The 22,948-nt window shown below is 44.5% G+C and carries 18 protein-coding genes; 12 read left to right on the top strand and 6 right to left on the bottom strand.

The window, feature by feature from the left end; genetic code table 11:
- The 12 genes from ACRC32_RS14895 to ACRC32_RS14840 form a co-directional block, all read left to right on the top strand.
- A partial coding sequence (locus ACRC32_RS14895) for an O-methyltransferase (RefSeq protein WP_438554708.1) occupies positions 1-716 on the top strand: 716 nt, incomplete at its 5' end.
- Positions 717-772: 56 nt separating this feature from the next.
- The gene (locus tag ACRC32_RS14890) at positions 773-2,122 is read left to right on the top strand and encodes a polysaccharide pyruvyl transferase family protein (RefSeq protein ID WP_438554707.1); all 1,350 of its coding nucleotides are present in this window, start codon (positions 773-775) and stop codon (positions 2,120-2,122) included.
- Between the two features lie 111 nt (positions 2,123-2,233).
- Positions 2,234-3,403 (top strand): GNAT family N-acetyltransferase, encoded by a 1,170-nt coding sequence (locus ACRC32_RS14885; protein ID WP_438554706.1) that lies wholly within the window; start codon positions 2,234-2,236, stop codon positions 3,401-3,403.
- A gap of 250 nt (positions 3,404-3,653) precedes the next feature.
- A complete protein-coding gene (locus ACRC32_RS14880) occupies positions 3,654-5,894 on the top strand; it encodes an anthranilate synthase (protein WP_438554705.1) in 2,241 nt (746 codons plus the stop codon).
- Positions 5,894-6,757: an indole-3-glycerol phosphate synthase TrpC gene (gene trpC, locus ACRC32_RS14875; RefSeq protein WP_438554704.1), complete on the top strand. Its 864-nt coding sequence runs from the start codon at positions 5,894-5,896 to the stop codon at positions 6,755-6,757. Before ACRC32_RS14880 ends, trpC begins: the two co-directional genes overlap by 1 nt.
- 138 nt (positions 6,758-6,895) lie before the next feature.
- Complete coding sequence (gene trpA / locus ACRC32_RS14870; RefSeq protein WP_438554703.1) at positions 6,896-7,732, top strand: tryptophan synthase subunit alpha; 837 nt, start codon at positions 6,896-6,898, stop codon at positions 7,730-7,732.
- An 86-nt stretch (positions 7,733-7,818) separates the two neighbouring features.
- On the top strand, positions 7,819-9,057 hold the full coding sequence (gene trpB, locus ACRC32_RS14865; RefSeq protein ID WP_438554702.1) for a tryptophan synthase subunit beta: 1,239 nt from the start codon (positions 7,819-7,821) through the stop codon (positions 9,055-9,057).
- Positions 9,058-9,195: 138 nt separating this feature from the next.
- The gene (gene aroF / locus ACRC32_RS14860; protein WP_438554701.1) at positions 9,196-10,278 is read left to right on the top strand and encodes a 3-deoxy-7-phosphoheptulonate synthase; all 1,083 of its coding nucleotides are present in this window, start codon (positions 9,196-9,198) and stop codon (positions 10,276-10,278) included.
- Between the two features lie 116 nt (positions 10,279-10,394).
- Complete coding sequence (gene trpD, locus ACRC32_RS14855; protein WP_438554700.1) at positions 10,395-11,387, top strand: anthranilate phosphoribosyltransferase; 993 nt, start codon at positions 10,395-10,397, stop codon at positions 11,385-11,387.
- Positions 11,388-11,503: 116 nt separating this feature from the next.
- Positions 11,504-12,208, top strand: coding sequence for an HpsJ-like protein, cyanoexosortase A-associated (hpsJ-A, locus tag ACRC32_RS14850; protein WP_438554699.1), 705 nt, complete (start codon positions 11,504-11,506; stop codon positions 12,206-12,208).
- Positions 12,209-12,214: 6 nt separating this feature from the next.
- Entirely contained in the window at positions 12,215-12,661 is a 447-nt protein-coding gene (locus ACRC32_RS14845; protein ID WP_438554698.1) for a hypothetical protein, read from the top strand.
- Between the two features lie 476 nt (positions 12,662-13,137).
- Positions 13,138-14,946, top strand: a complete 1,809-nt coding sequence (locus tag ACRC32_RS14840; protein WP_438554697.1) for a hypothetical protein — start codon at positions 13,138-13,140, stop codon at positions 14,944-14,946.
- Between the two features lie 165 nt (positions 14,947-15,111).
- Here the strand turns inward: ACRC32_RS14840 and psaI are convergent, their stop codons facing one another.
- From psaI to ACRC32_RS14810, 6 genes are all read right to left on the bottom strand, one after another.
- Positions 15,112-15,267: a photosystem I reaction center subunit VIII gene (psaI, locus tag ACRC32_RS14835; RefSeq protein WP_015153097.1), complete on the bottom strand. Its 156-nt coding sequence runs from the start codon at positions 15,265-15,267 to the stop codon at positions 15,112-15,114.
- Positions 15,268-15,348: 81 nt separating this feature from the next.
- Positions 15,349-15,900 carry a photosystem I reaction center subunit XI gene (locus ACRC32_RS14830; protein ID WP_438554696.1) on the bottom strand — a complete coding sequence of 184 codons (552 nt, stop codon included), beginning with the start codon at positions 15,898-15,900 and terminating at the stop codon, positions 15,349-15,351.
- A gap of 259 nt (positions 15,901-16,159) precedes the next feature.
- Positions 16,160-18,382 (bottom strand): photosystem I core protein PsaB, encoded by a 2,223-nt coding sequence (gene psaB, locus ACRC32_RS14825; protein ID WP_438554695.1) that lies wholly within the window; start codon positions 18,380-18,382, stop codon positions 16,160-16,162.
- A gap of 93 nt (positions 18,383-18,475) precedes the next feature.
- On the bottom strand, positions 18,476-20,824 hold the full coding sequence (gene psaA, locus ACRC32_RS14820) for a photosystem I core protein PsaA (protein WP_438554694.1): 2,349 nt from the start codon (positions 20,822-20,824) through the stop codon (positions 18,476-18,478).
- 592 nt (positions 20,825-21,416) lie between these two features.
- Positions 21,417-22,367, bottom strand: coding sequence for a HetZ-related protein 2 (locus ACRC32_RS14815; RefSeq protein WP_438554693.1), 951 nt, complete (start codon positions 22,365-22,367; stop codon positions 21,417-21,419).
- Positions 22,368-22,560: 193 nt separating this feature from the next.
- On the bottom strand, positions 22,561-22,948 hold a 388-nt coding region (locus ACRC32_RS14810), incomplete at its 5' end, for a response regulator transcription factor (RefSeq protein WP_438554692.1).

Below are 22,948 nucleotides of genomic sequence, written 5' to 3'. Positions count from 1 at the left end.
TTAAAATGTATCGGAAAAAGTTTACTTACCCTGCTTCTGTTTCACCATCGCAAGGAGAGTTTTTAAAATCTCTTACGTGCAATATTGCCCCAAAAAATGTGGTAGAAATTGGTTGTTTTACGGGAATTTCTACAATTTGGCTAGCTGCTGGTTTAGAGCAAGCTGGAGGTATGGGAAATATTAATTCAATCGATCTATTTGAGGATATCATACCCGCTCCCCCCTATCATCGTGCCTATTTACCTAATCCACTAGAATATGCTCAAAATTCTGTAGCAAATGCCCAACTAGCACATCGAGTTAAGTTCCATAAATCGAACTCTGTAGCCGTAGGAGAAAGAATTCATGAAATTCTGAGCGAACCTATAGATTTTATCTATATTGATGGAGATCATACTAAAGAAGGATGTGAAAAGGATTTTCTACTTTTTTACCCTCATGTAGCGATTGACGGATATATTGTGTTGCATGACATTTATCCAGAATACTGCAACTGGGATGGACCTCGATATGTTATTGATAAATATATTAAAACCTCTTCTCATTTCGAGTTAATGGAAGTTAAGACAAGTCCAGTTAATTACGGTATGGCAGTAATTCGTAAAGTGAGTCACGATAAAAGTTTAGAGTTACGTACCAAGCTAAAAAATACAGCCTTGTGGCAAGGAATCCAAGACAAGCCATTGGGTAATTTTATTAAGAATAGAATTCTTTAGAATTATCAGTAATCTATTCTCTCTAACTCCCAACTAGCTTGGGATAGTTATTTTTTATGAGTAACAAGAAAAAGATTTATCTCAGAGGCGCTTACAATTTATATAACTTTGGAGACGATCTTTTACTCATCTCAACTATAGAATTTTTCAACAAGCATCTGAGACTAAGCCGAGAAAATTTAGAATTATATGGCTCGAAAAATTTTGAATCGCTATCGCAACTCAAATTTGATAGCGATTTAGAGTTAAAGCATTCGGTAGAGTGGTCGGATATCATTTACCGAATTAACTTGAAACTAGAACAGTTGCGAATACCGATTCAATTTCCCTTGGTCGTACACCAACTCCTCGGACATGTTTTGAGAGGAGAATGGTTAGAACAATGGCGCTTTTTAAGTTTCTGTCAATTAGTAGCGATCGCCATTATTATTTTTACCGACATCATTTCATATAAATTATTTCAAAAAGCTCTATTTACCAAAGAATATATTAATTTTTTAAAGCGACTAGATGTCATTCATTATATAGGCGGAGGATACCTCAACGAACGTTGGTTAGAGGTGATTATTTACGAATACATCACTATTAGCTTAGCACGCAGTTTTAATCTTAAGATAAAAGTTATTGGGACGGGATTAGGATTGGGACCGTTTAAAAGTAAAGCTAGTCTCATAATTTTTAAGCTTTTCGCCAGAAATTTGAATTATTTATTTGTGAGAGAATCAGCATCTTTATCGATAGTTAAAAATTTAAAGATTGACGCGATCGCTAAAGTTTTGGGTGACGATGTAATTTTGCTTTTTCCCACACTCGCTCGGCTAAAAATCGAGCAACGCAATCACAATCGTAGCTCAAATCCTATTACAGCTATTAATCTGAAATCTTTTCCAGACTATAACTACAATTTAATCAAAATCAGTTTAGAAAATTATCTCAAACAGTTGCTAGACAATCAACATTCTCAACCAGAATACTTTTGTTTTGGTAGAGAACCTGGTCCAGGCGATCGCAATTCACTTGAAATCTTCGCTCGCTATTATCAAGATAGTATAGTGATTCGCGATCCTTATGAAGAGGGATGGCGCAGTTTTTTAAGTCGCTTGGCTGGCGCTCGTGTAGGAATCGGTTGTGCTTACCACTTTAATATAATCCTCGCTCTGTTTAATATCCCTACTGTGGGAATTTACTCAGGAAGTTATTACAAACAAAAAATAGTAGGAGTTATGCAACTCCTGAGCCAAGATACACTCATATTATCACTCGATGAGTTGGGATTGGAAAAAGATTTAGCCGAGGTTGTAAATGTAACGATTAATGCTCATACATCAAGAGAAAATAAATTAGAGCAGATGTATACAGCCATGAAGCGGGAATATGGAAATGCTTATAAAAGTATTTTGAGTTAAGTTGGGCGATTAAGTACTAGAGTGCGCTACGTTACGCTATTGCGAGGAAAAATTTAACGCAGATCCCATTTGTAGTATAATTGTAGTTTGTTGCGAACCAGTAACAAACATATGATTCATGAATTCACCTACGGCAAGCTGACAGATGAGACAGAGAAGCGGCAACTGGGGCAGATTCTCGAACAATGTTTTATAGGCTCTCCCAGCGATACTGAGTCATCCATTAACGGTATTGGGGTAGAAAATTTTCGCGTTATCCGGCAAGCCAAAGAAGTTGTGGGAGGCTTGGGGCTGCTGCCGATGGGACAGTGGTATGGTGGTGTCTGCGTGCCGATGACAGGAATTGCCGCTGTGGGGATCGCGCCAGAATATCGGGGTTCGGGGGCGGCGATCGCACTGATGCAAAATGTAGTACGGGAACTGCATTCGAGTGGAATACCGCTCTCGGTACTTTATCCAGCCACGCAACACTTGTACAGAAAAGCTGGTTACGAACAAGGTGGAAGTCATTGCGGCTGGGAAATTCCGACTCAGAGTATTCAGGTAAAAGAGCAGCCGCTACCTGCTATACCTGTGGAACTAGATAATTTTGAATGGCGAAAGCTATATCAGCAGCAGGCAAAATTAAACAATGGTAATCTCGAACGTCACCACTCAATTTGGCAAAGGCTGATTCAGTCAGATGCAAAAGAAACCGTTTATGCTTATTTACTAGGTTCATTAGATCGACCCCAAGGCTACATTATTTTTCGTCAACGTAGAGGAGAAAATGAGTCTTATTTGGTGGTGAAAGATTGGGCGATTCTTACTACAGCCGCAGCAAAAAGTTTTTGGGCTTTTTTTGCCAAACACCGTTCGCAAATTGATAAGGTGCAATGGCGGAGTTCAGTAGTTGAATCTTTGAGTTTGTTGCTGCCAGAGCAAAGTCTCAAACCTGAGTTTGTTCAGCGTTGGCTACTACGAATTGTGAGTGTAGAAAAAGCTTTATCTGCACGGGGTTATCCTTCTGGTATCGAAGCCGAACTGCATTTAGAAGTGTATGACGATCTGTTAGAAGCAAATCGGGGCAAGTTTATTCTGTCTGTAGCAAACGGACGGGGTGAGGTAACAAGAGGTGGTAGAGGTGAGATGAAGTTAGATGTGCGCGGTTTAGCACCGTTGTATACAAACTTATTCACTCCCCAACAACTACAGCAATCGGGATATCTCCAGGCTACCAGCGTCGCTACGGCAACCGCTCTATTTACTAATTCATCGCCTTGGATGCCCGATTTCTTCTAGTGAAAGTCCTGTTTTAGCAAGATCGAAAAAAATTGCAAGCCTATCGAAACAATTCTCATAGTAAGGCTTGCTGGTTTTTTATATGCTTTTCTCTAGCGGACAAAATAAAAGTGAAGAGACGTTACATGTAGCGTCTGTACAAACGTCTGTACAAAGTTATTAGCGATCGATTACCAACTACCAACTACCAACTACCAATTACCACTCAATCAATCCCTGTTTGCATCCCAAATATCTTTTAGCTCTCCGTATGATACCTGATTCCCACTGCTATATAACCGAAGGCGGTATTCGCGTTTCTTACTCTACCACTGAGATTCCAGTCGATTCTGCGATCGCAGAGGTGTTATTGCGCCTCAATTCTCAACGGGGAGGGGTATTGACGAGTAGCTATGAGTATCCTGGGCGTTACAAGCGATGGGCGATTGGCTTTGTCAATCCACCCTTGGAACTGGCTACCCGCGAGAATGCTTTTACTCTGAGGGCGCATAACGATCGCGGTGCGGTTTTATTGCCATATTTGGCAGCGCGTCTATCTGAAGACGCACAATTAGAAACAGTCCAGCTAGAAAACAATTGTGTTGTTGGCACGGTTAAATTAGCCGAAAGAATATATTCCGAGGAAGAACGCAGCAGGCAACCATCTGTTTTCACCGTAATTCGTCAGTTGTTACATACTTTTCACAGTAGCGAAGACGATCGCTTAGGCTTGTATGGTGCTTTCGGCTACGATTTGGTATTTCAGTTTGAGTCGATGCCGAAGTTGCATTCTCGTCCCACAGACCAACGAGACTTAGTATTATATTTGCCGGATGAATTAGTCGTTGTCGATCGCTATCAACAAAAGGCATTTCGCTATCAGTATGAGTTTGAGATAGAGAACAGCAGCACCAGAGGTTTACCGCGTACAGGTGAATCTATGGATTATCAGGGTGAACATCTAACTCCAACCCAAGATTGCGATCGCGCCCCTGGTGAATATGCTCAACTGGTACGAGAAGCACTAGGCTACTTTCAAAGAGGCGATCTATTTGAAGTTGTCCCCAGCCAAACTTTTTTTGCTGCTTGCGAAGCATCTCCCGCTCAACTATTTCAAACATTACAGCAAGTCAATCCCAGCCCCTACGGATTTATTTTTAACTTAGGTAGTGAATATTTAATTGGTTCGTCTCCAGAAATGTTCGTGCGGGTGGAAGGTAAGCATATTGAAACCTGCCCGATTAGCGGCACGATCGAGCGCGGACAGGATGCGATTGAAGATGCGGAACAAATTCGTCAGTTGCTCAACTCCCGCAAAGATGAAGCCGAACTAACAATGTGTACTGATGTCGATCGCAACGATAAATCACGGATTTGCGAACCCGGATCGGTACAAGTGATCGGTCGCCGCCAGATCGAATTGTACAGTCACCTGATTCATACAGTCGATCACGTAGAAGGACAACTGCGACCGGAATTTGATGCTTTAGATGCCTTTTTAACGCATACTTGGGCAGTGACAGTGACAGGCGCACCCAAACGCGCTGCAATGCAGTTTATCGAGCGGCACGAACCCAGTTCTCGGCGTTGGTATGGCGGTGCAGTCGGCTGGTTAAACTTCAACGGTAACTTAAATACAGGGCTGATTTTACGCACGATTAGATTGCAAGATGCGATCGCCGAAGTCCGAGTTGGCGCTACCGTCTTGTATGATTCAATTCCAGAGGCAGAAGCGCAAGAAACTATTACGAAAGCTGCTGCCATGTTTGAAACCATCAATCGCGCCCAGCAAATCGGTGACGATTTGTCAAGTAAAACAAAAAAATTAACAAGCGATCGCCCTCAACAGCGTCCATACGTACTGCTGATTGACTACGAAGACTCCTTCGTTCACACCCTCGCCAACTACATTCGCCAAACTGGGGCGATCGTCAAAACACTACGTCACGGCTTTAGCGAAACAGTTTTCGACACCGAGCGTCCAGATTTGGTAGTCTTTTCACCAGGTCCTGGTAGACCGAGGGATTTTCGCGTTCCAGACACAGTTTTAGCCTGCATCAATCGACAAATTCCGATCTTTGGCGTTTGTTTGGGGCTACAAGGAATTGTTGAAGCTTTTGGCGGAGAACTAGGAGTACTGAATTATCCTCAACACGGCAAAGTTTCTCGCGTTTTTGTTACAGATTCAGAGTCTCATTTGTTCGAGAACTTACCCACATCCTTTGAAGTCGGTAGATACCATTCATTATTTGCTCTACCAAAACTTTTACCCCCAGATTTAAAGGTTACGGCAATTTCTCATGATGACGTAATTATGGGCATCGAGCATAGAGAAATGCCAATTGCCGCAGTTCAGTTTCACCCCGAATCAATCATGACCCTAACCGGAGACATTGGCTTAAAAATTGTCACAAATATTGTTGGCAACTATGCGAAACTTCAAGCATCAAAATCTATATCACCCTTATTCCCCCACTCACCACTCACCACTCACCACTCACCACTCTCTTAATGGCTACTATCGAAATCAATCATCAGGTTGCATCTAACAGTAAATCGCGTCATATTTTGGCTGAAATTGTGTGGCATAAACAGCGAGAAGTCATCCAACTGCAAGCAGATATGCCATTAGCTGAGTTACAAAAACAGGTCAGCGATACACCGTGGGCAGAAGACTTTTTGATGGCAATCGAGCAAAGCGATCGCCAACCAAGTTTGATTGCCGAAGTCAAAAAAGCATCGCCAAGTAAAGGAGTCATCTGTGCTGACTTCGATCCGGTAAAAATTGCCCAAGCATACGAACAAAGCGGCGCAACCTGTATTTCAGTTTTGACCGATCGCAAATTCTTTCAAGGCAGTTTTGACAATCTGCGGAAAATTCGGCAAAGTGTGGCACTACCACTTTTATGCAAAGAGTTCGTTATCGATCCGTATCAAATTTATCTAGCGCGAGCTGCTGGAGCAGATGCAGTATTGCTAATTGCAGCCATTTTATCAGATAGCAGTTTGCAAAACTTTTTAAAAATAGCTCATGAATTGGGAATGACTGCTCTAGTTGAAGTACACACACTTGGCGAACTCGATCGCGTGCTAGCACTATCCGATGTGCGCCTGATTGGAATTAACAATCGCAATCTAGACAACTTTCACGTCGATTTGGAAACAACACGGCTACTGATGGCACAGCGTCGGCAACAAATTAGCGATTTGGGCATTACCGTTGTCAGCGAGTCTGGTTTGCATACAGCTGAAGACTTATCCCTGGTTGCCAACGCTGGCGTTCGTGCAGTTTTAGTCGGCGAGTCTCTCGTTAAACAACCCGATGTAGAACAAGCTGTAAGTAGTTTGTTGAATACAGCAACCAGTAACCAGTAACCAGTTATCAGGAGTCGTAGGGGCGGGTTTAGCAAAAGATTTATAACTGATGCGATCGCTCTTCGGTCAAAACCCGCCCGTACAGAAGTCATTCTGAATTGCGAATTGAATTATCCCCCTTGTCCTTCCCTATTGTCTATGATTTCAGATCGCTTCCAATCTCTACGCAGCCGCCAAGAGTGCGCTTTGATTCCTTTTATTACAGCTGGCGATCCTTACTTAGAAACGACGGCTGAAGCTTTATATACTCTCGATCGCCACGGTGCAGATTTCATCGAGTTGGGCGTTCCCTATGCCGATCCACTGGCTGATGGACCTGTAATTCAGGCAGCGGCGACCCGTGCGTTGCAAAGAGGTACGCGCTTAGAGCAGGTGCTAGAAATGGTAGCAACTGTCAGCCCTAACCTCAAAGCACCATTGATTTTATTTACCTACTACAACCCGATTTTAAATCGAGGCGTTCGTGCCTTTTGCCAACAAATTGCCAGCGCTGGGGTGCGGGGGCTAGTCGTGCCGGATTTACCTCTAGAAGAAGCAACGGAGTTAATTCAAGCTGCGGCTGATTCTGGCATTGAGACCACCTTACTCGTAGCGCCTACCAGCTCTCCCGAAAGGATAGCCGCGATCGCTCGTCAATCGCAAGGTTTTATCTACCTTGTCAGCGTTACGGGTGTAACGGGGGTGCGATCGCACTTACAAGAACGGGTAAAAACTTTGCTAACAGATATGCGCCGTATTACCGATAAACCGATTGGTGTTGGTTTTGGAATTTCTGGAGCCGAACAAGCACGTCAGGTCAAAGATTGGGGCGCAGATGCGGCGATCGTCGGTAGTGCCTTTGTCAAACATTTAGCAGCCGGAAACTCAACTGAAGGATTGCAGGCGATCGCTCAATTGTGTCGAGAACTAAAATCAGCAATTTCTGTGAGGAGCGAGGAGCGAGGAGCGAGGAGCGAGGGGTTAGTTGTCAGTTGATTCCGAATACCCAACTTACAACTTACGACTTACGACTTACGACTTACAACTTGCCCATTACTCATTACCCATTACCAATAAAAACTGTGGTTAGCATCAGAGAAACTAATAATCTTTCAGCACAAGTACAACCCGATTCCCTGGGTCGGTTTGGGCGTTTCGGTGGTAAGTACGTGCCGGAAACATTAATGCCTGCACTAACCGAACTAGAAGCAGCCTACGCGCAATATCGGGTCGATCCCAGCTTTCAGGCTGAGTTGCAACAACTACTGCATGACTATGTCGGCAGACCCAGCCCTTTGTATTTTGCCGAGCGTTTGACCCAACACTACCAGCGCTCTGATGGCACGGGAGCGCAGATTTATTTGAAGCGGGAAGACTTAAACCATACGGGCGCTCACAAAATTAATAATGCTCTCGCTCAAGTTTTATTAGCAAAACGGATGGGCAAGCAAAGAATTATTGCCGAGACGGGGGCAGGTCAGCATGGGGTTGCAACTGCTACTGTTTGCGCTCGCTTTGGGTTGCAGTGCATCGTCTACATGGGCATTCACGACATGGAACGGCAAGCCCTAAATGTATTTCGGATGCGGCTGATGGGTACGGAAGTGCGCCCAGTAGAGGCAGGTACGGGAACGTTAAAAGATGCAACTTCGGAGGCAATTCGAGATTGGGTCACAAACGTAGAATCAACTCATTATATTTTAGGTTCCGTTGCTGGACCTCATCCCTATCCAATGATGGTACGAGACTTTCATGCAGTGATTGGGACAGAAACTCGCGCCCAATGCCAGCAAAAATGGGGCGGGTTGCCAGATATTCTCTTAGCCTGCGTTGGGGGAGGTTCTAACGCAATTGGAATGTTTTACGAATTTGTCAACGAACCAACAGTGCGGTTAATTGGAGTTGAAGCAGCAGGGGAAGGAGTCAGCACAGAAAAACACGCAGCAACTCTCACGCAAGGACGAATCGGCGTGTTGCATGGTGCAATGAGCTACTTACTTCAAGACGAAGACGGTCAAGTTGTAGAAGCACATTCAATTAGTGCTGGACTAGACTATCCAGGAGTGGGTCCCGAACACAGCTATTTAAAGGATATCGGACGCGGCGAATATTACAGCGTCACGGACACACAAGCATTAGATGCATTCAAGAATTTGGCTCAACTAGAGGGGATTATTCCAGCTCTAGAAACTGCCCACGCGATCGCCTATTTAGATATTCTCTGTCCGCAACTAAGTGGCAGTCCGCGTATTGTCATCAACTGCTCTGGACGTGGTGATAAGGACGTACAAACTGTCGTGAAGTTAGGGATTGGAAGCTAGGGTTAAAATTCAAAATTCAGAAGTCGGAAGTCGGAAGTCGGAAGTCGGAAGTCAGAAGTCATACTCTCTGCTCCCTACTCCCTGCTCGTGTGCTCCCTTTCTTCACTGATAACTGACAAATTAACAGGAAGATTAAATATGATCGTAGTAATGAAAAGTGGTACTCCAGAAGAGGAAATCGCTCAAATTTCTGAAGAGTTAAGTAATTGGGGTTTGAAAGTAGAAAAAAGTGTTGGTAAACACAAAATTGTCCTCGGTCTAGTTGGGAACACAGCTGAATTAGATCCGTTCCGAGTCCAAGAACTCAGTCCTTGGATCGAACAAGTCGTGCGGGTTGAACAACCATTCAAGCGCGTCAGCCGCGAGTTTCGCCACGGCGAACCCAGTGAAGTTGTGGTATCAACTCCAAATGGTTTCGTCCCTTTTGGAGAACACCACCCGCTCGTAACGATCGCAGGTCCTTGCTCGGTAGAAAACGAAGAGATGATCGTGTATACCGCACAAAGAGTCAAGGCAGCAGGCGCAAAGTTCCTGCGCGGTGGTGCTTACAAACCTCGTACATCCCCTTATGCATTTCAAGGACATGGGGAGAGTGCTTTAAATTTACTTATTGCAGCCCGCGATGCTACGGGTTTAGGAATTATCACTGAAGTCATGGATACTGCCGATCTGGACAAGGTTGCAGCTGTGGCAGATATCGTACAGGTAGGGGCGAGAAATATGCAGAATTTTCCCTTGCTGAAGAAGGTAGGAGCGCAAGATAAACCAGTGTTCCTCAAGCGGGGAATGTCAGCCACGATTGAAGAGTGGCTGATGGCAGCCGAATACATCATGGCAGCAGGCAACCCAAATGTAATTCTCTGCGAACGGGGTATTCGCGGTTTCGATCGCCAGTATGCACGGAATACACTCGATTTATCAGTTATTCCCGTGTTGCGATCGCTCACCCATCTACCAATCGCGATCGATCCCAGCCACGGTACGGGTAAAGCCGAGTACGTCCCCTCAATGGCAATGGCAGCGATCGCAGCAGGTACGGATTCGTTAATGATCGAAGTCCATCCCAATCCCGCCAAAGCTTTATCCGATGGACCTCAATCACTTACTCCAGAACGGTTCGATTCCTTGATGCAAGAACTCGCCATTGTCGGTAAAGCCATGAATCGCTGGACTAAAGAATCAGTTAACAGTTATCAGTTACCAGTTGTCAGTGGAAAGTGATCGAGAGTCATTTGTTATTCGTCATTTGTCATTTGTAAGGAGTCAGGATTTTCAATTTCTTTCTCCCCCACACTTCCCACACTTCCCACACTTCCCACACACCCCACACCCCTCTTATGCAAATACCGCGCTCGCGAGAACAAGCACGTCAGGTGATGGAATATCTCTTGTCGGGTGAAGCTGAGTTCAATGAAATTGTCAGCTTTTTGCAAACTCGACCAGTAGCGGATGCTCAAACTCAAGAACTACTGGGATATCGTGATGTCCTTTGGGATAGAAGGCGACGGGCAAACTTTGGGCATGTCGATATCGATATTGTTGGTACTGGCGGGGTGCGCCGACCGCGCTATAACGTTTCTACCACGGCAGCATTTATCGTCGCCGCTTTGGGGATTCGAGTTGCTAAGCACGGTAATCGAGGCTCGGTTAAACCTAATGGTTCCTGCGATCTGCTGGAAGTTTTGGGAATTTCTCTAACAGCGATGACAGCGCGTGCTGTTGAAAGTTTGGCAACGACTGGGCTGAGTTTTCTATTTGCGCGGGATTGGCATCCAGCTTTTAAGGCGATCGCAGCTGCTAGGGCTGAAGTCGGTTATCCTACGGTGTTTAATCTACTAGGACCATTACTCAATCCCAGCCAACCCAAACATCAACTTGTCGGTTGTGGCGATCCAGCAGTAGCGCAAATTATTGCGGAAACTTTGATGGAGTTGGGGATAGAGGCTTTAGTTGTGACTGGCTCAGATGGACTAGATGAGATCACCTTAGCGGGTGCTTCTCAAGTTATAGAAGTCCGGGGCGATCGCATCAGTACAAAGCAAATCGTGCCTGAAGATTTTGGCATGAAAACCATCCCAGAATCGGAGTTAGCTGGAGGCAATGCTACAGATAACGCCGCAGAATTTCTGGCTATTCTGAGCGGACAGGGACGAAAAGCACTGGTCGATCTCGTCACTTTAAATGCAGCTTTTGCACTGTATCTAGTAGACAAAAGTTACGACATAGAATCAGCAATTCGTACTAGCAGACATTCATTAATTGATAGTACTGCCAAGACATTTTTTCTTCAGTTTCGCGAATTTGTCATAGCTGAACAATTAGCTATTTAGTGGCTGGTAGCTAGTATTTCGATTCAATTCTAGTCACTCGTCAATAGCCACTAAACACTGACAAGTGACTCCTCGGTTTTGATTTTTAACTTTTGAATTCAAGAAGGCAATTTTTCATGTCTCAATCTAATAGTGAAGAATTTTGGTTTAGTCCGCTTTTTCGCATAGCTGGTTATGTCTTATTGGCTTTGTCACTTTTAGATATTATTAGTATTTTTATTCCTCCAGGTTTTACCAATCCTGCGTGGGAGTTTCAAATGGCAAGCCATCTAGTTGAGCGCTCGCCTGTGCCATTAATTGGATTAGTATTTCTCTTAATTGGCGAGAAAAACTTTAAAATTTTCAAGTTTTTGTCTAGAGCGGCTCTGGTAGCTGGCATATTGTTTCTATTGCTACTGCCTCTAATTGTCAGTTCTGCTTGGCGAATACACGAAGGAGGCGATCGCCAAATCGCGCAACAATCAGCACAGCTTCAAGTTATCAAACAACAACTCAGTCAAGCTCAAACAGACCGAGAAATTACAGATACATTGTCTCGTTTTAATCTACGAATTAATGCGCCAAAAGCTCAAAATCCGCAGCAATTAAAAAGTCAAATTATTGCCGGAATTGCTAACTCTGAAAAGAAATTTCAAGCGCAAGCTGAAAAAAATACAGATAACAGTCTTAATCTGACTAAAAATGTCATAAAAACTGGCTTAGGAACCTTAATTGCTGGAGCCTTTTTTCTGATGGTTTGGCGGGGTACAGCTAATACAGTCAAAGGCAGTCAAACAAGAAAGCAAAAACTCAGCAATCATCTGCCACTCGTAAACGAATAACAAAGTATGTTGGATAATAGTAGCGCTGCTAGCGATCGCACGAGTAATAACAGCGATATTTTGCTAGGTTCGCCTTCCGATCGCTTCAGTGAAGCTCTCGAACCGGACAGTTCGAGCAACGTTTTTGGTAATAGCGATTCGTTCGATCGCAATGCCAATGATGAGGCTATTTCTCCTATGAGTAACGATTTACTCTCCGGTGGCAATCCTTTTGCTAGTGACAACTTTTGGAATATCTTTGCTGACGGAAACAATCCGAATAGTGGCAATTTTCCCAATCCGATCGGCAGCGAGTGGAATTTCAGTGGTGCAGCTACTCCGAGTCAAATCTTAACTATTAGTAATGACGCGATCGTAGTTCCTCATAGCGATGAGTACAATAATTTATTGCTAAATGCACCTCAAGCTCAAGCCAGTTTCAACACAAATTTAGCTTCGGTAATTTGGCTATAACCATATTAGAGACACTGCAAGACGTAAGCAAAAATAACCAATAAGCTGCAAATCATGACTTGCAGCTTATTGATTTTATCTCAATTAGAACAAAAATAAATAACAAATTGGTCGAAAGATTCATCACTGACAATCATGTCTTGAGAAGTATAGACTATTTTAGTATCAAATACAGTATTAATTAATACGGTAATTATATAGCGAGTTTAAACGATTCGTGAATGCGTGCGTGTCGATTGCTGACAGTTGATAATTAACCGTCAACCACCACTAACGCTCGGCTCATGACTCAAATAGAATCGCTATATTTGTAGTTTAATTACTCACTCTTAGCAACTCAGTTTTGCTAGTAGAGTAAGTATTTTTTGCCAAGATAATGCGCGAAATATTAGCAATTAATAGTAGTTAATTTCTGGGTATATAGAATAATTTTTGCCATTTAGAACGCTGTACTAGTAATTAGGAGAAGTAGCTTCATGTCCACCTCTGAGTCTAACTCTTTTGAACCAGGTAATGATGGTTCCTCGGGCGACGTAAACGATTTACTGCTACAATCGCCTTTCGGTCGCTTAAGTGAAGTCTTAGATGTCGAGGATCTTGCTAATATTTTTAGTGGTGTTGGTAATGCTGCTGATAGCAGTAATGCAGAGAATCCATTTGCTAGCGACAACCCCAATTCAGAAAGCGATTTAGCTTACGGTGGTAATCCTTTTGCTGGTGATAACTTTTGGAATATCTTCGCTGGTGGGGTTAATCCAGGTGAAGGGGATAATCCATTTACTAGTGCTGAAAGCCCTCTAGTTAGCGAAGACAATACTACTAGTAGCGATAATCTCGTTCCGACTCAAAACGACCTTTCCTCTACCGATTTAAATGATCTACTGCAACAGTCGCCATTTGGTTCTTTAAGCGAAGTTCTAGGCGATGAAGGTCTTACAACCATCTTTAGCGGTATTGGTAGTCCTCCTGAAGGCAGTACAGATTCCTCTGCTGACAGCAATAATTTGCCTACAGGTAGCGGAGATAGTAACCCGTTTGCTGGAGGTAGCAATCCTTTTATCAATACTGATAGCCTGAGTACGAGTGGTAGTAGCACGTACCATGACAACAACAATTCTATTACTGGTAGCGGTAATTGGATATTTGTTAATGGAGACTGGCAGCAATTAATCGATTCTAATTCTTCTAGTGAGGAGAACTCACCTTTTGGTAGTGACACTACCCTTCAGGGTGCGATCGCATACTTCCAAGGTAACGGTTTAACCACTGATAATAACTCGTCTTCTAGCGATAGTAATAGTAACCTTGCCTTTAACAATCTACCCATACCTATTAATAATAGTGACTGGATCAAGAGTCTTACCGATTTAGCCGATCCTGAAAGTGCAGGTAGTGCTACTAATAATAGAACTATTGGTAATGGCAATTGGCATTATAGTAGTGAAAATGAGGTTATTGGTAACGGTAACTGGCTTTTTGCTGATGGCAACGATGTCCTTGGTAACGGCAACTGGTATTACAATTACGACAACGCCACCGTTGGAAATGGTAACTGGTATTTCGGTATTGAAAATGCAACCATTGGTAACGGTAACTGGCTTTTTGCTAATGCTAACGAAAGCATCGGTAACGGCAATTGGTACTTTGATGATGCTAACAAAACCGTTGGTAATGGCAACTGGCATTTTGGTAGTGACAATGCAACTATTGGCAATGGTAACTGGTATTTCGGTAGTGGTAATGCAACGATTGGCAATGGCAATCGGTTCAGCGGTAACGATAACTTAGTTATTGGTAATCCGTTAGCAAATGGCTTCAAGGACATTGGTGACGGGAAGCTAGTTATTGGTAACAGCGATTGGACGTTTGTTACCGATCGCAATGCTATCAGCGATGAGGTTGACAGCTTGCTAACGAGTAGTTTGGGAAATCTCTATAACAGCGATGCCGATAATAACCAAATTAGTCAAGGTATTGACTCGCTGATCGATCGAGTCGGTAAAGATTTCTTGAGTTTACTCGGTAGTGGTTGGAATTCCGAGCCATCAACAACGACTCCAAGTATTGACATTAATGAAAGCATTTTTAGCGATCGCCCAGCCAATACTGAGCTAGATATTAGTATTAACTCTTTAGCCGAACAAATCAAACAAGATTTACTAACGTCGCTTGGTAGCGGTTCCCCTTCTGGACAAACAGAATTGACTCAAACTACCGAAGGCAAACTCTTCAATAGCGAGAATTTTCTCGCCTCTTTTAACTCCGACCTAGCAAATACTAACTAAATCTCGAACGGACTAGTTTTTGTTCATATCTTGTAATGACCAACTGTAAGTCACGAATATACAGGCAAAACCCGGATGGTGCGCGGGTTTAAATTGATTCTCTGTAAGTCCGCGCAGGCGGGTTTTGCTTGTGTAGCTGCAAATTTTATTCGCTCGGTACTCCAATCATACTTCTTCGTCAGCCGTTCCTGCTTCTTTTTCAATCCAAATAAATATTAGAGCAAATACTGGAAACGGCAAAATATAAAATATTAAAGGAATCATAATCCAAGGCAACCACGAAGCAGCATAAGACCCTGTTAATTGTGTCATATCTACCATGATGCTATTCTCCAGTTTTTATTGGTAATTGGTAATTGGTAATTGGTAAGGTGTGTAGGTTGGATATTGCCCACCTACACGCTAATTAACATTAACCCCACCCCGCAAAATTGAGTCTAGAGCATCGAAGTTTTCTAGTAGCAGATAAGCAAATACAGCTCCTCCCATTGCTCCTAGAAAAATTCCACCATTTAATTGATACCATTCCTCTCGATTTCGCAGGGGTCTGAGTGAATCTTTAGAGGTAGTACCATAAGCCCCTCTGGGATCGCCTTGGAAGGTTGTGATGGCAAAAATAGAAATTCCCAAACAGGCTGATACAGCTATATATATTGCTGTAATTAATCCACTCAAATTAGCACCATGAGCTGTCTCTCGCAATGGTCCAACCACAACCTCTGGTCCTACTAGAAAATAGCCGTGAGCCATCCCAATTTCTAAACCACGCATAAAAGGAGTGAGTCCTTTACGATAGGCAGGGAGATTGTTAATAAAAGCTTTAGCTAAGGGAGAATCAGTGATAGCTGTAGAGAAATTACTATTAAACGGATCTCCTTTATAGGGTTGAACGGGATCGGTATCGAGCCTATAATTCAATTTTGATTCTACAGAGGGATTGGCAGTATTAGTCATTTTTGATTTTCTCCTAATTAAAGTTGTCGATTCTCCGAGCTTGCTGCTTACGTGCGACTTCTCAAATAAGCATTTTTTTATGAGTTGTAACGCAGATAAAGGCGAATATAGAAAATATTAACTCATGGTTTTTAAAGAACTCTCCTGGTGGACGTACCAGGAGAGGAGAGTCTAAATTCGCAACTGATCGAGCCAAGTTCTAGGGCAGAAACAACGAATGTATTTCTTGTAGAATCTGCCCTAAAATTTTTGCTCTAGGCTAGCCAAACTTGCCTGCGGTTGACGCAATCAAGAAAGCACCATAGGTAGCAATATAGCCAACGGTGAAGTGAGTCAAGCCAACTAGACGAGCTTGAACGATAGATAATGCTACAGGCTTATCTCTCCAGTATCCGAAAGATAATGGTGTTTTTTCGTGCGCCCAGACCAGAGTTTCAATCAATTCTTGCCAGTAACCCCGCCAAGTAATCAAGAACATGAAACTCACAGCCCAAGCCAGGTGTCCCCAGAGAAACATCCACGACCAAATAGCTAGACTATTCGTGCCGTATGGGTTGTAACCATTAATCAACTGAGCGGAATGCAACCAGAGGTAATCTCGGAACCAGCCCATAAGGTAGGTAGAAGACTCATTGAATTGAGCTACATTCCCTTCCCAAATTGCTAAATGTTTCCAGTGCCAATAAAAAGTAACCCAACCTAAAGTATTGAGCATCCAGAACACGGCTAAATAAGAAGCGTCCCACGCAGAGATATCGCAAGTACCACCGCGACCGGGACCATCGCAAGGGAAGGCATAGCCGAAGTCTTTTTTGTCGGGCATCAGTTTGGAACCACGAGCATCTAAGGCACCTTTAACCAGGACTAAAGTGGTGACGTGCAAACCAAGGGCGATCGCGTGGTGAACGTAGAAGTCTCCAGGTCCAATCGTCAAAAACAACGAGTTCGTCGTGTTATTGACCGCATCTAACCATCCCGGCAGCCAAACATTAGCATGGTTGGGCCAAGCCGTAGACGCAATACTATCTGGGTTCGATAACAGTGTATTAAACCCGTATAACGCCTTACCATGAGCTGCTTGGATAAACTGAGCGAACACTGGTTCGATCAGCACTTGCTTTTCTGCCGCACCAAAGGCAACTTCTACATCGTTGTGGACGTATAAGCCTAGAGTATGGAAACCCAAGAAAAGAGACACCCAAGACAAGTGGGAAATAATCGCCTCTTTGTGACGCAGCATCCGATCTAGGACGTTACCCTTGTTTTGTTCTGGATCGTAGTCTCTGATCCAAAAGATGCCAGCATGGGAAAATGCCCCTACCATCAAAAACCCAGCAATGTACTGGTGATGGGTATACAGCGCTGCTTGAGTCGTGAAGTCCTGCCCGATGAAAGCGTAGGGCGGCATCGAATACATATGCTGTGCTGTCAAAGAACTTGCTACACCCAAAGCAGCTAAAGCAAAAGACAGTTGGAAGTGAAGCGAATTATTGATCGTGTCGTACAATCCTTGGTGCGGTAAGTTGAAAGGACCTTCAACCTTTGCCCCAAAAAAAGATTTGGAGTTCAGCATCTCTTTGATGCTGTGACCGATACCCCAGTTTGTCCGGTACATGTGTCCGGCAATAATCAACAGGACGGCGATCGCCACATGGTGATGCGCCATATCCGTCAGCCACAAAGATTGGGTCTGGGGATGGAAACCACCTAAGAACGTCAGAATTGCCGTTCCCGCACCTTGAGAACTGTTAAATACGTGTTGAGCCGTATCGGGATTCTGGGCATAGGCGCTCCAATTTCCTGTAAAAAACGCGCCTAACCCTGCTGGATGCGGCGGGGTAAACAAGAAGTTATCCCAACCAACGTGTTGCCCGCGAGATTCGGGAATCGCGACGTGAATTAAGTGAGCTGCCCAAGCTAAAGAACTTACACCGAACAAACCAGCTATGTGATGATTCAAACGTGGTTCGGCACTTTTGAACCAAGCGAGAGTAGGACGATATCGCGGTTGGAGGTGCAACCAGCCAGCAAACAAGAATGTAGCAGCTAGTAAAAGTAGAAAGATCGCACCAACATAAAGTTCGTTGTTCGTCCGCATCCCGATCGTGTACCACCAGTGATAAACACCGGAATAGCAGATATCGACTGGGTTAGTTGCTCCGGCTCTCGTAAAAGCCTCGATCGCGGCTGGACCAAATTGAGCATCCCAAATCGCATGGGCGATCGGACGCACGTTTAAAGGATCTTTAGTCCACTGCTCGTAATTGCCTTGCCAAGCGACGTGAAACAAAACCCCCGACACCCACAGAAAGATAATCGCCAAATGACCGAAATGAGAGGCAAAAATCTTTTGATAAAGATTCTCCTCCGTCATGCCATCATGGAGTTCAAAATCGTGAGCTGTCGCCATCGCATACCAAATACGACGGGTCGTAGGGTCTTGAGCAAGGTCTTGGCTAAATTTTGGAAATTTTGTAGCCATATTTTAGATCTTCAATTTCAGGATCGACTTATCGTTTTTTGTCATTCGTCATTGGTAACGTACAAATGACAAATGACCGATGACCAATGACCATTAACCAATTGCCGACATGCGAGCGAGGAAGAACGCCCAAGTCGTGACAATTCCTCCTAAGAGGTAGTGAGCGACACCAACAGCTCGACCGTGGACGATGCTCAAGGCACGCGGCTGAATTGCTGGGGCAACTTTTAATTTGTTGTGCGCCCATACGATCGATTCGATCAGTTCTTGCCAGTAACCCCGACCGCTGAACAGGAACATGAGGCTAAAGCCAAAAATGAAGTGTCCGGCTAGGAATATCAGACCGTAGGCAGACAGCGATGAGTTGTAAGACTGAATCACCTGTGCCGATTGCGCCCAGAGGAAATCGCGCAGCCACCCGTTATTGGTAATCGACGAGGTAGCAAAGTTACCTCCGGTCAAGTGCGTGACAATGCCATCCGAATCGACCGTTCCCCAAACATCTGATTGCATCTTCCAACTAAAGTGGAAAACTACCATTGATAGGGAGTTGTACATCCAGAATAGACCCAGGAAAACGTGATCCCAAGCCGATACCTGACACGTACCACCGCGTCCTGGTCCATCACAAGGGAAGCGGAAGCCTAAGTTTGCCTTATCTGGAACCAAACGCGAACCACGGGCAAATAGTACGCCTTTGAACAGTACGAGTACCGTGACGTGAATTGTAAAAGCGTGGATGTGGTGGATTAAGAAATCTGCCGTACCCAGTGCGATCGGCATCATGGCGACTTTACCACCGACTGCAACCATACCACCACCCCAAGCGTAGCTGACGGGTGCGCCAATGCCTGGAGCTGTCGTACCGAGTCCCGAGAGTTCGATTCCCCGCACACCACCAAAGACATCACCCAAGGGTTGAGCCACCTGCGCCGCTCCCACGGCTGCGGTGTGGATGTGTTGTATCCACTGAGCAAAAATTGGCTGTAGCTGAATGCCCGTATCCGAGAACATATCTTGGGGACGACCAAAAGCCCGCATGGTGTCGTTGTGGCAGTACATAGCGAAACTATGAAAGCCTAAGAACTGACAAACCCAAGCGAGGTGAGAAATAATGACATCGCGGTGACGGAGGGTTCGATCTAATATGTTGTTGACGTGATGGGCTGGATCGTAGTCCCGTACCATGAAAATAGCTGCGTGGGCTGCGCCACCGACAATACAGAATCCAGCAATCCAGACGTGGTGGGTAAACAGAGACAGGGCAGTAGCGTAATCTGTTGCCAGGTAGGGATAGGGAGGCATAGCATACATGTGATGTGCCACCAGTAGGCTAGCCGTTCCAAACTGTACTAAGTGGATGGACAGATTCGCGTGCCAGGAAGTCTCGAAGATTTTATCGAGTCCCTCATGACCCACGGGACCGATAAAGTTTAAAAATGGCAGCATGTTGGGAGATTTGGCATCATCCAACATTTCTTTGAAACTGTGACCGATACCCCAGTTAGTGCGGTAGAAGTGTCCGGCAACGATGAACAGCACGGCAAGCGCTAAATGATGGTGAGCGGTATCGGACAACCACAGACCACCCGTAACCGGATTCAGACCACCTTTAAAAGTGAGAAAATCGGCATATTGTCCCCATTGCAGGGTAAAGAATGGTACTAAACCTTTGGCAAAGCTAGGATATAACTCTGCCATCAAGCTTGTATTCAAAATGAATTCGTGAGGCAGGGGAATATCTTTAGTAGCTACCCCAGCATCTAATAATTTGTTAACGGGCAAAGCGACGTGAATTTGGTGTCCTGCCCAACCCAGGCAACCCAACCCTAGCAATCCTGCTAAGTGGTGATTCATCATCGCTTCCCAATTTTGAAACCATTCTAATTTGGGAGCGCGTTTGTGATAATGGAACCAGCCGGCAAAGAGCATTATTGCTGCCATCACCAAACCGCCGATCGCGGTACAGTAAAGCTGAAAAGTATTGGTAATACCAGCAGCCCGCCAGAGTTGAAAGAATCCAGAAGTAATTTGAATGCCGTGGAAGCCACCACCAACATCGGCATTTAGAATGTCTTGACCGACAAGCGACCAGACCACCTGGGCGCTGGGTTTAACACCCGTTGGATTTGCCATCCAAGCTTCAAAGTTGGAGAATTTCGCTCCGTGAAAATACATGCCACTCAGCCAGATAAATATGACAGCTAAGTGACCGAAATGGGCAGCGAAAATCTTGCGGGAAATATCTTCTAAATCGCTGGTATGAGTGTCGAAATCGTGAGCATTAGCATGGAGGTTCCAGATCCAAGTTGTCGTTTTGGGACCTCTAGCAAGAGTGCGATCGAAGTGTCCTGGTTTTGCCCATAACTCAGGTGAGGTAGGAACCGGATCGTTATCGACTACAACCCTTACTTTTTGCTCTCGCTCTGGAGTAATTGTCATCAAATTTCTCCTTGGTTATACGAGAAACAAAATTGGTAATTAGTAGTTGGTAATTGGTAGTTGGTGGTTGACTGTTAACTATCAACTATTGGCTACTATTAATTAACCGAGAAAAAAAGCCAGAGTTCGATCGCAAGTTACACCGGATAGCGTGATAACTTACTTTGTTTCTGGCAATGAAAGACTCCGAGGAGTTTAGTTTGTTTGGCTGTTGTCTTAATCTGAGTATTCAAACTCAAGCACTAGCATCTTTATCTTTTTGGAGAATAGGAAAAAAAAATGAAGAACTAATGAAGATAGGTAGTATCTTAATAAAAACTTACATTTTCCCTGTATAGTTTCTGACTATAGGAATCCGGTTTGATTGTTGAAAAAATCTCAGTAACGCACCAAAAACTGAGAGTGATGCGTTACGCTGAAGTTTTTTTGTATACTACTGCTCCCTGCTCCCTGCTCCCTTATCCCTATTCGGTCAAAAGTCAAAAAAAAGCTGATGTTATATGATGATGTGAAGATGTGCAAGGACTCTGGAGTCAAAGATTCGCAACGGCGAAAAGAAAATGAGTCAGGCATATCTAGCGGATAGAAGTCTTCAACTTTGGTGTTCGGCAACTGTTGCTGTCAGCCAGTTAGCTACGAGTTCTGGTTGTTTTTTCTGGGCAAAAGTTCGTCCTGCATGGTAGCAGACTTTTTCCCGCAGTCGGTAAACTTGTCGCACGTCCAAATTTAATTGGTTGGCGATCGCCTGCTGCGATTTACCTTGGAGATAAAGCTGGAACCACTGTACTGCTTCCTTCCCTAGTTTTACCTGCAAATAATCGGACAATTCTTGTTTGACAGCATCGTGCATCGCTTTTTGTTCTGCCTCGGTTTCAGCCTCTTGATATGCAACTAAGGCATGGCTATCCAGCCAGCTGAAAGAATTGTCGCTTTCCTCCGTGAAAAATTCGTCTGACACGAGTTGTAATTGCTCGCTGTTAGGTGAGTAAGTGATTCCTCCCCGTGCGGTGCGCTGCAAATAGTTGATTGTACGATAGACTAACAGCGGTCGATCGCGGATCGGACGCATAGAATATTCTTCTATACTGGCGAATAGTAGGGCGCTACGGAGTTGAAAATTGTTCGTACACTGGGCAATCCAGGCTACTTGTTGTTGAATGTAGCGATCGCGCAGCAATAATTCCTGCAAGACTTCTTGAATGACATCTACTACAGTGCGGTGGCGATCGCGACTGAGGGCAACTAAAGCACGAATTTTGTGCCGCAGTACCAATAAACTACTCAAACGACTGATGAGACGACGATAAGCTCGTTCTGGTGGTATGCCTAAATAACGCTTTTGCAAAATTCGATAGCGAAATGAAAATGCTTGTTGAGTCATGTGTAGTTGAGCTGAAGTCAGGTTGTTAAGTCGTTCTAAATCATCGCCAAGCAACCACCGAACAATACTTTCCCTATTGGCTGCACTGGCTTGCGGGTAGTCTTCAGCTAACTGCGATCGCCATGTCTGTGTTAGTTGTGCCATTGTAATTGTGGACATCATCCGACTACCTCCTATGCTTGCTCCTTGTCATACTGTCGCAATGGTTCTAATCTACGAGCAGCAAAGGTGCGATCGCATCGAATAAATGTCATTTCCTGACCATTACATTTGTCATGTTAAGGAGCAGGGAGTAGGGAGCAGGGAGTAGGGAGTAGGGAGTAGGGAGTAGTTAGTTACGACTTACGACTTATCTCTAGTCTTTCAGCCAGGAGAGAAATGCATTGGCAATAATCGCGGCTTGGGTGCGATCGCGTAAATCCAAGCGTGTCAAAATTCGAGAAATATGATTTCTCACTGTCCCTTCGGAAAGAAAAAGCGTCTGAGCGATTTCTCGATTGCTAGCACCTGCGGCGATTTGGCGTAACACCTGTCGTTCGCGTTGCGTTAGTTCTGTAAATCCTGGTGGCGGTTCTTCTGGGGGTGGAGTTGGTGCTGGAGAGGGTGTCGTGGGAGCAATTTTTTCGATAATGCCAGGACCAAATTGAGTATATCCTTTATGAACGCTGCGGATGGCTTCTGCTAGTTCCTCCGCAGGAGTATCTTTCAATAAATATCCCTTCGCACCAAAGCGTAGAGCTTCC

The sequence above is a fragment of the Chroococcidiopsis sp. genome, from assembly GCF_051657925.1.
Lineage (GTDB): Bacteria > Cyanobacteriota > Cyanobacteriia > Cyanobacteriales > Chroococcidiopsidaceae > Chroococcidiopsis.
The sequence above is the reverse complement of the archived record's forward strand: the minus strand, read 5'-3'. Positions and strand labels throughout refer to the sequence as shown.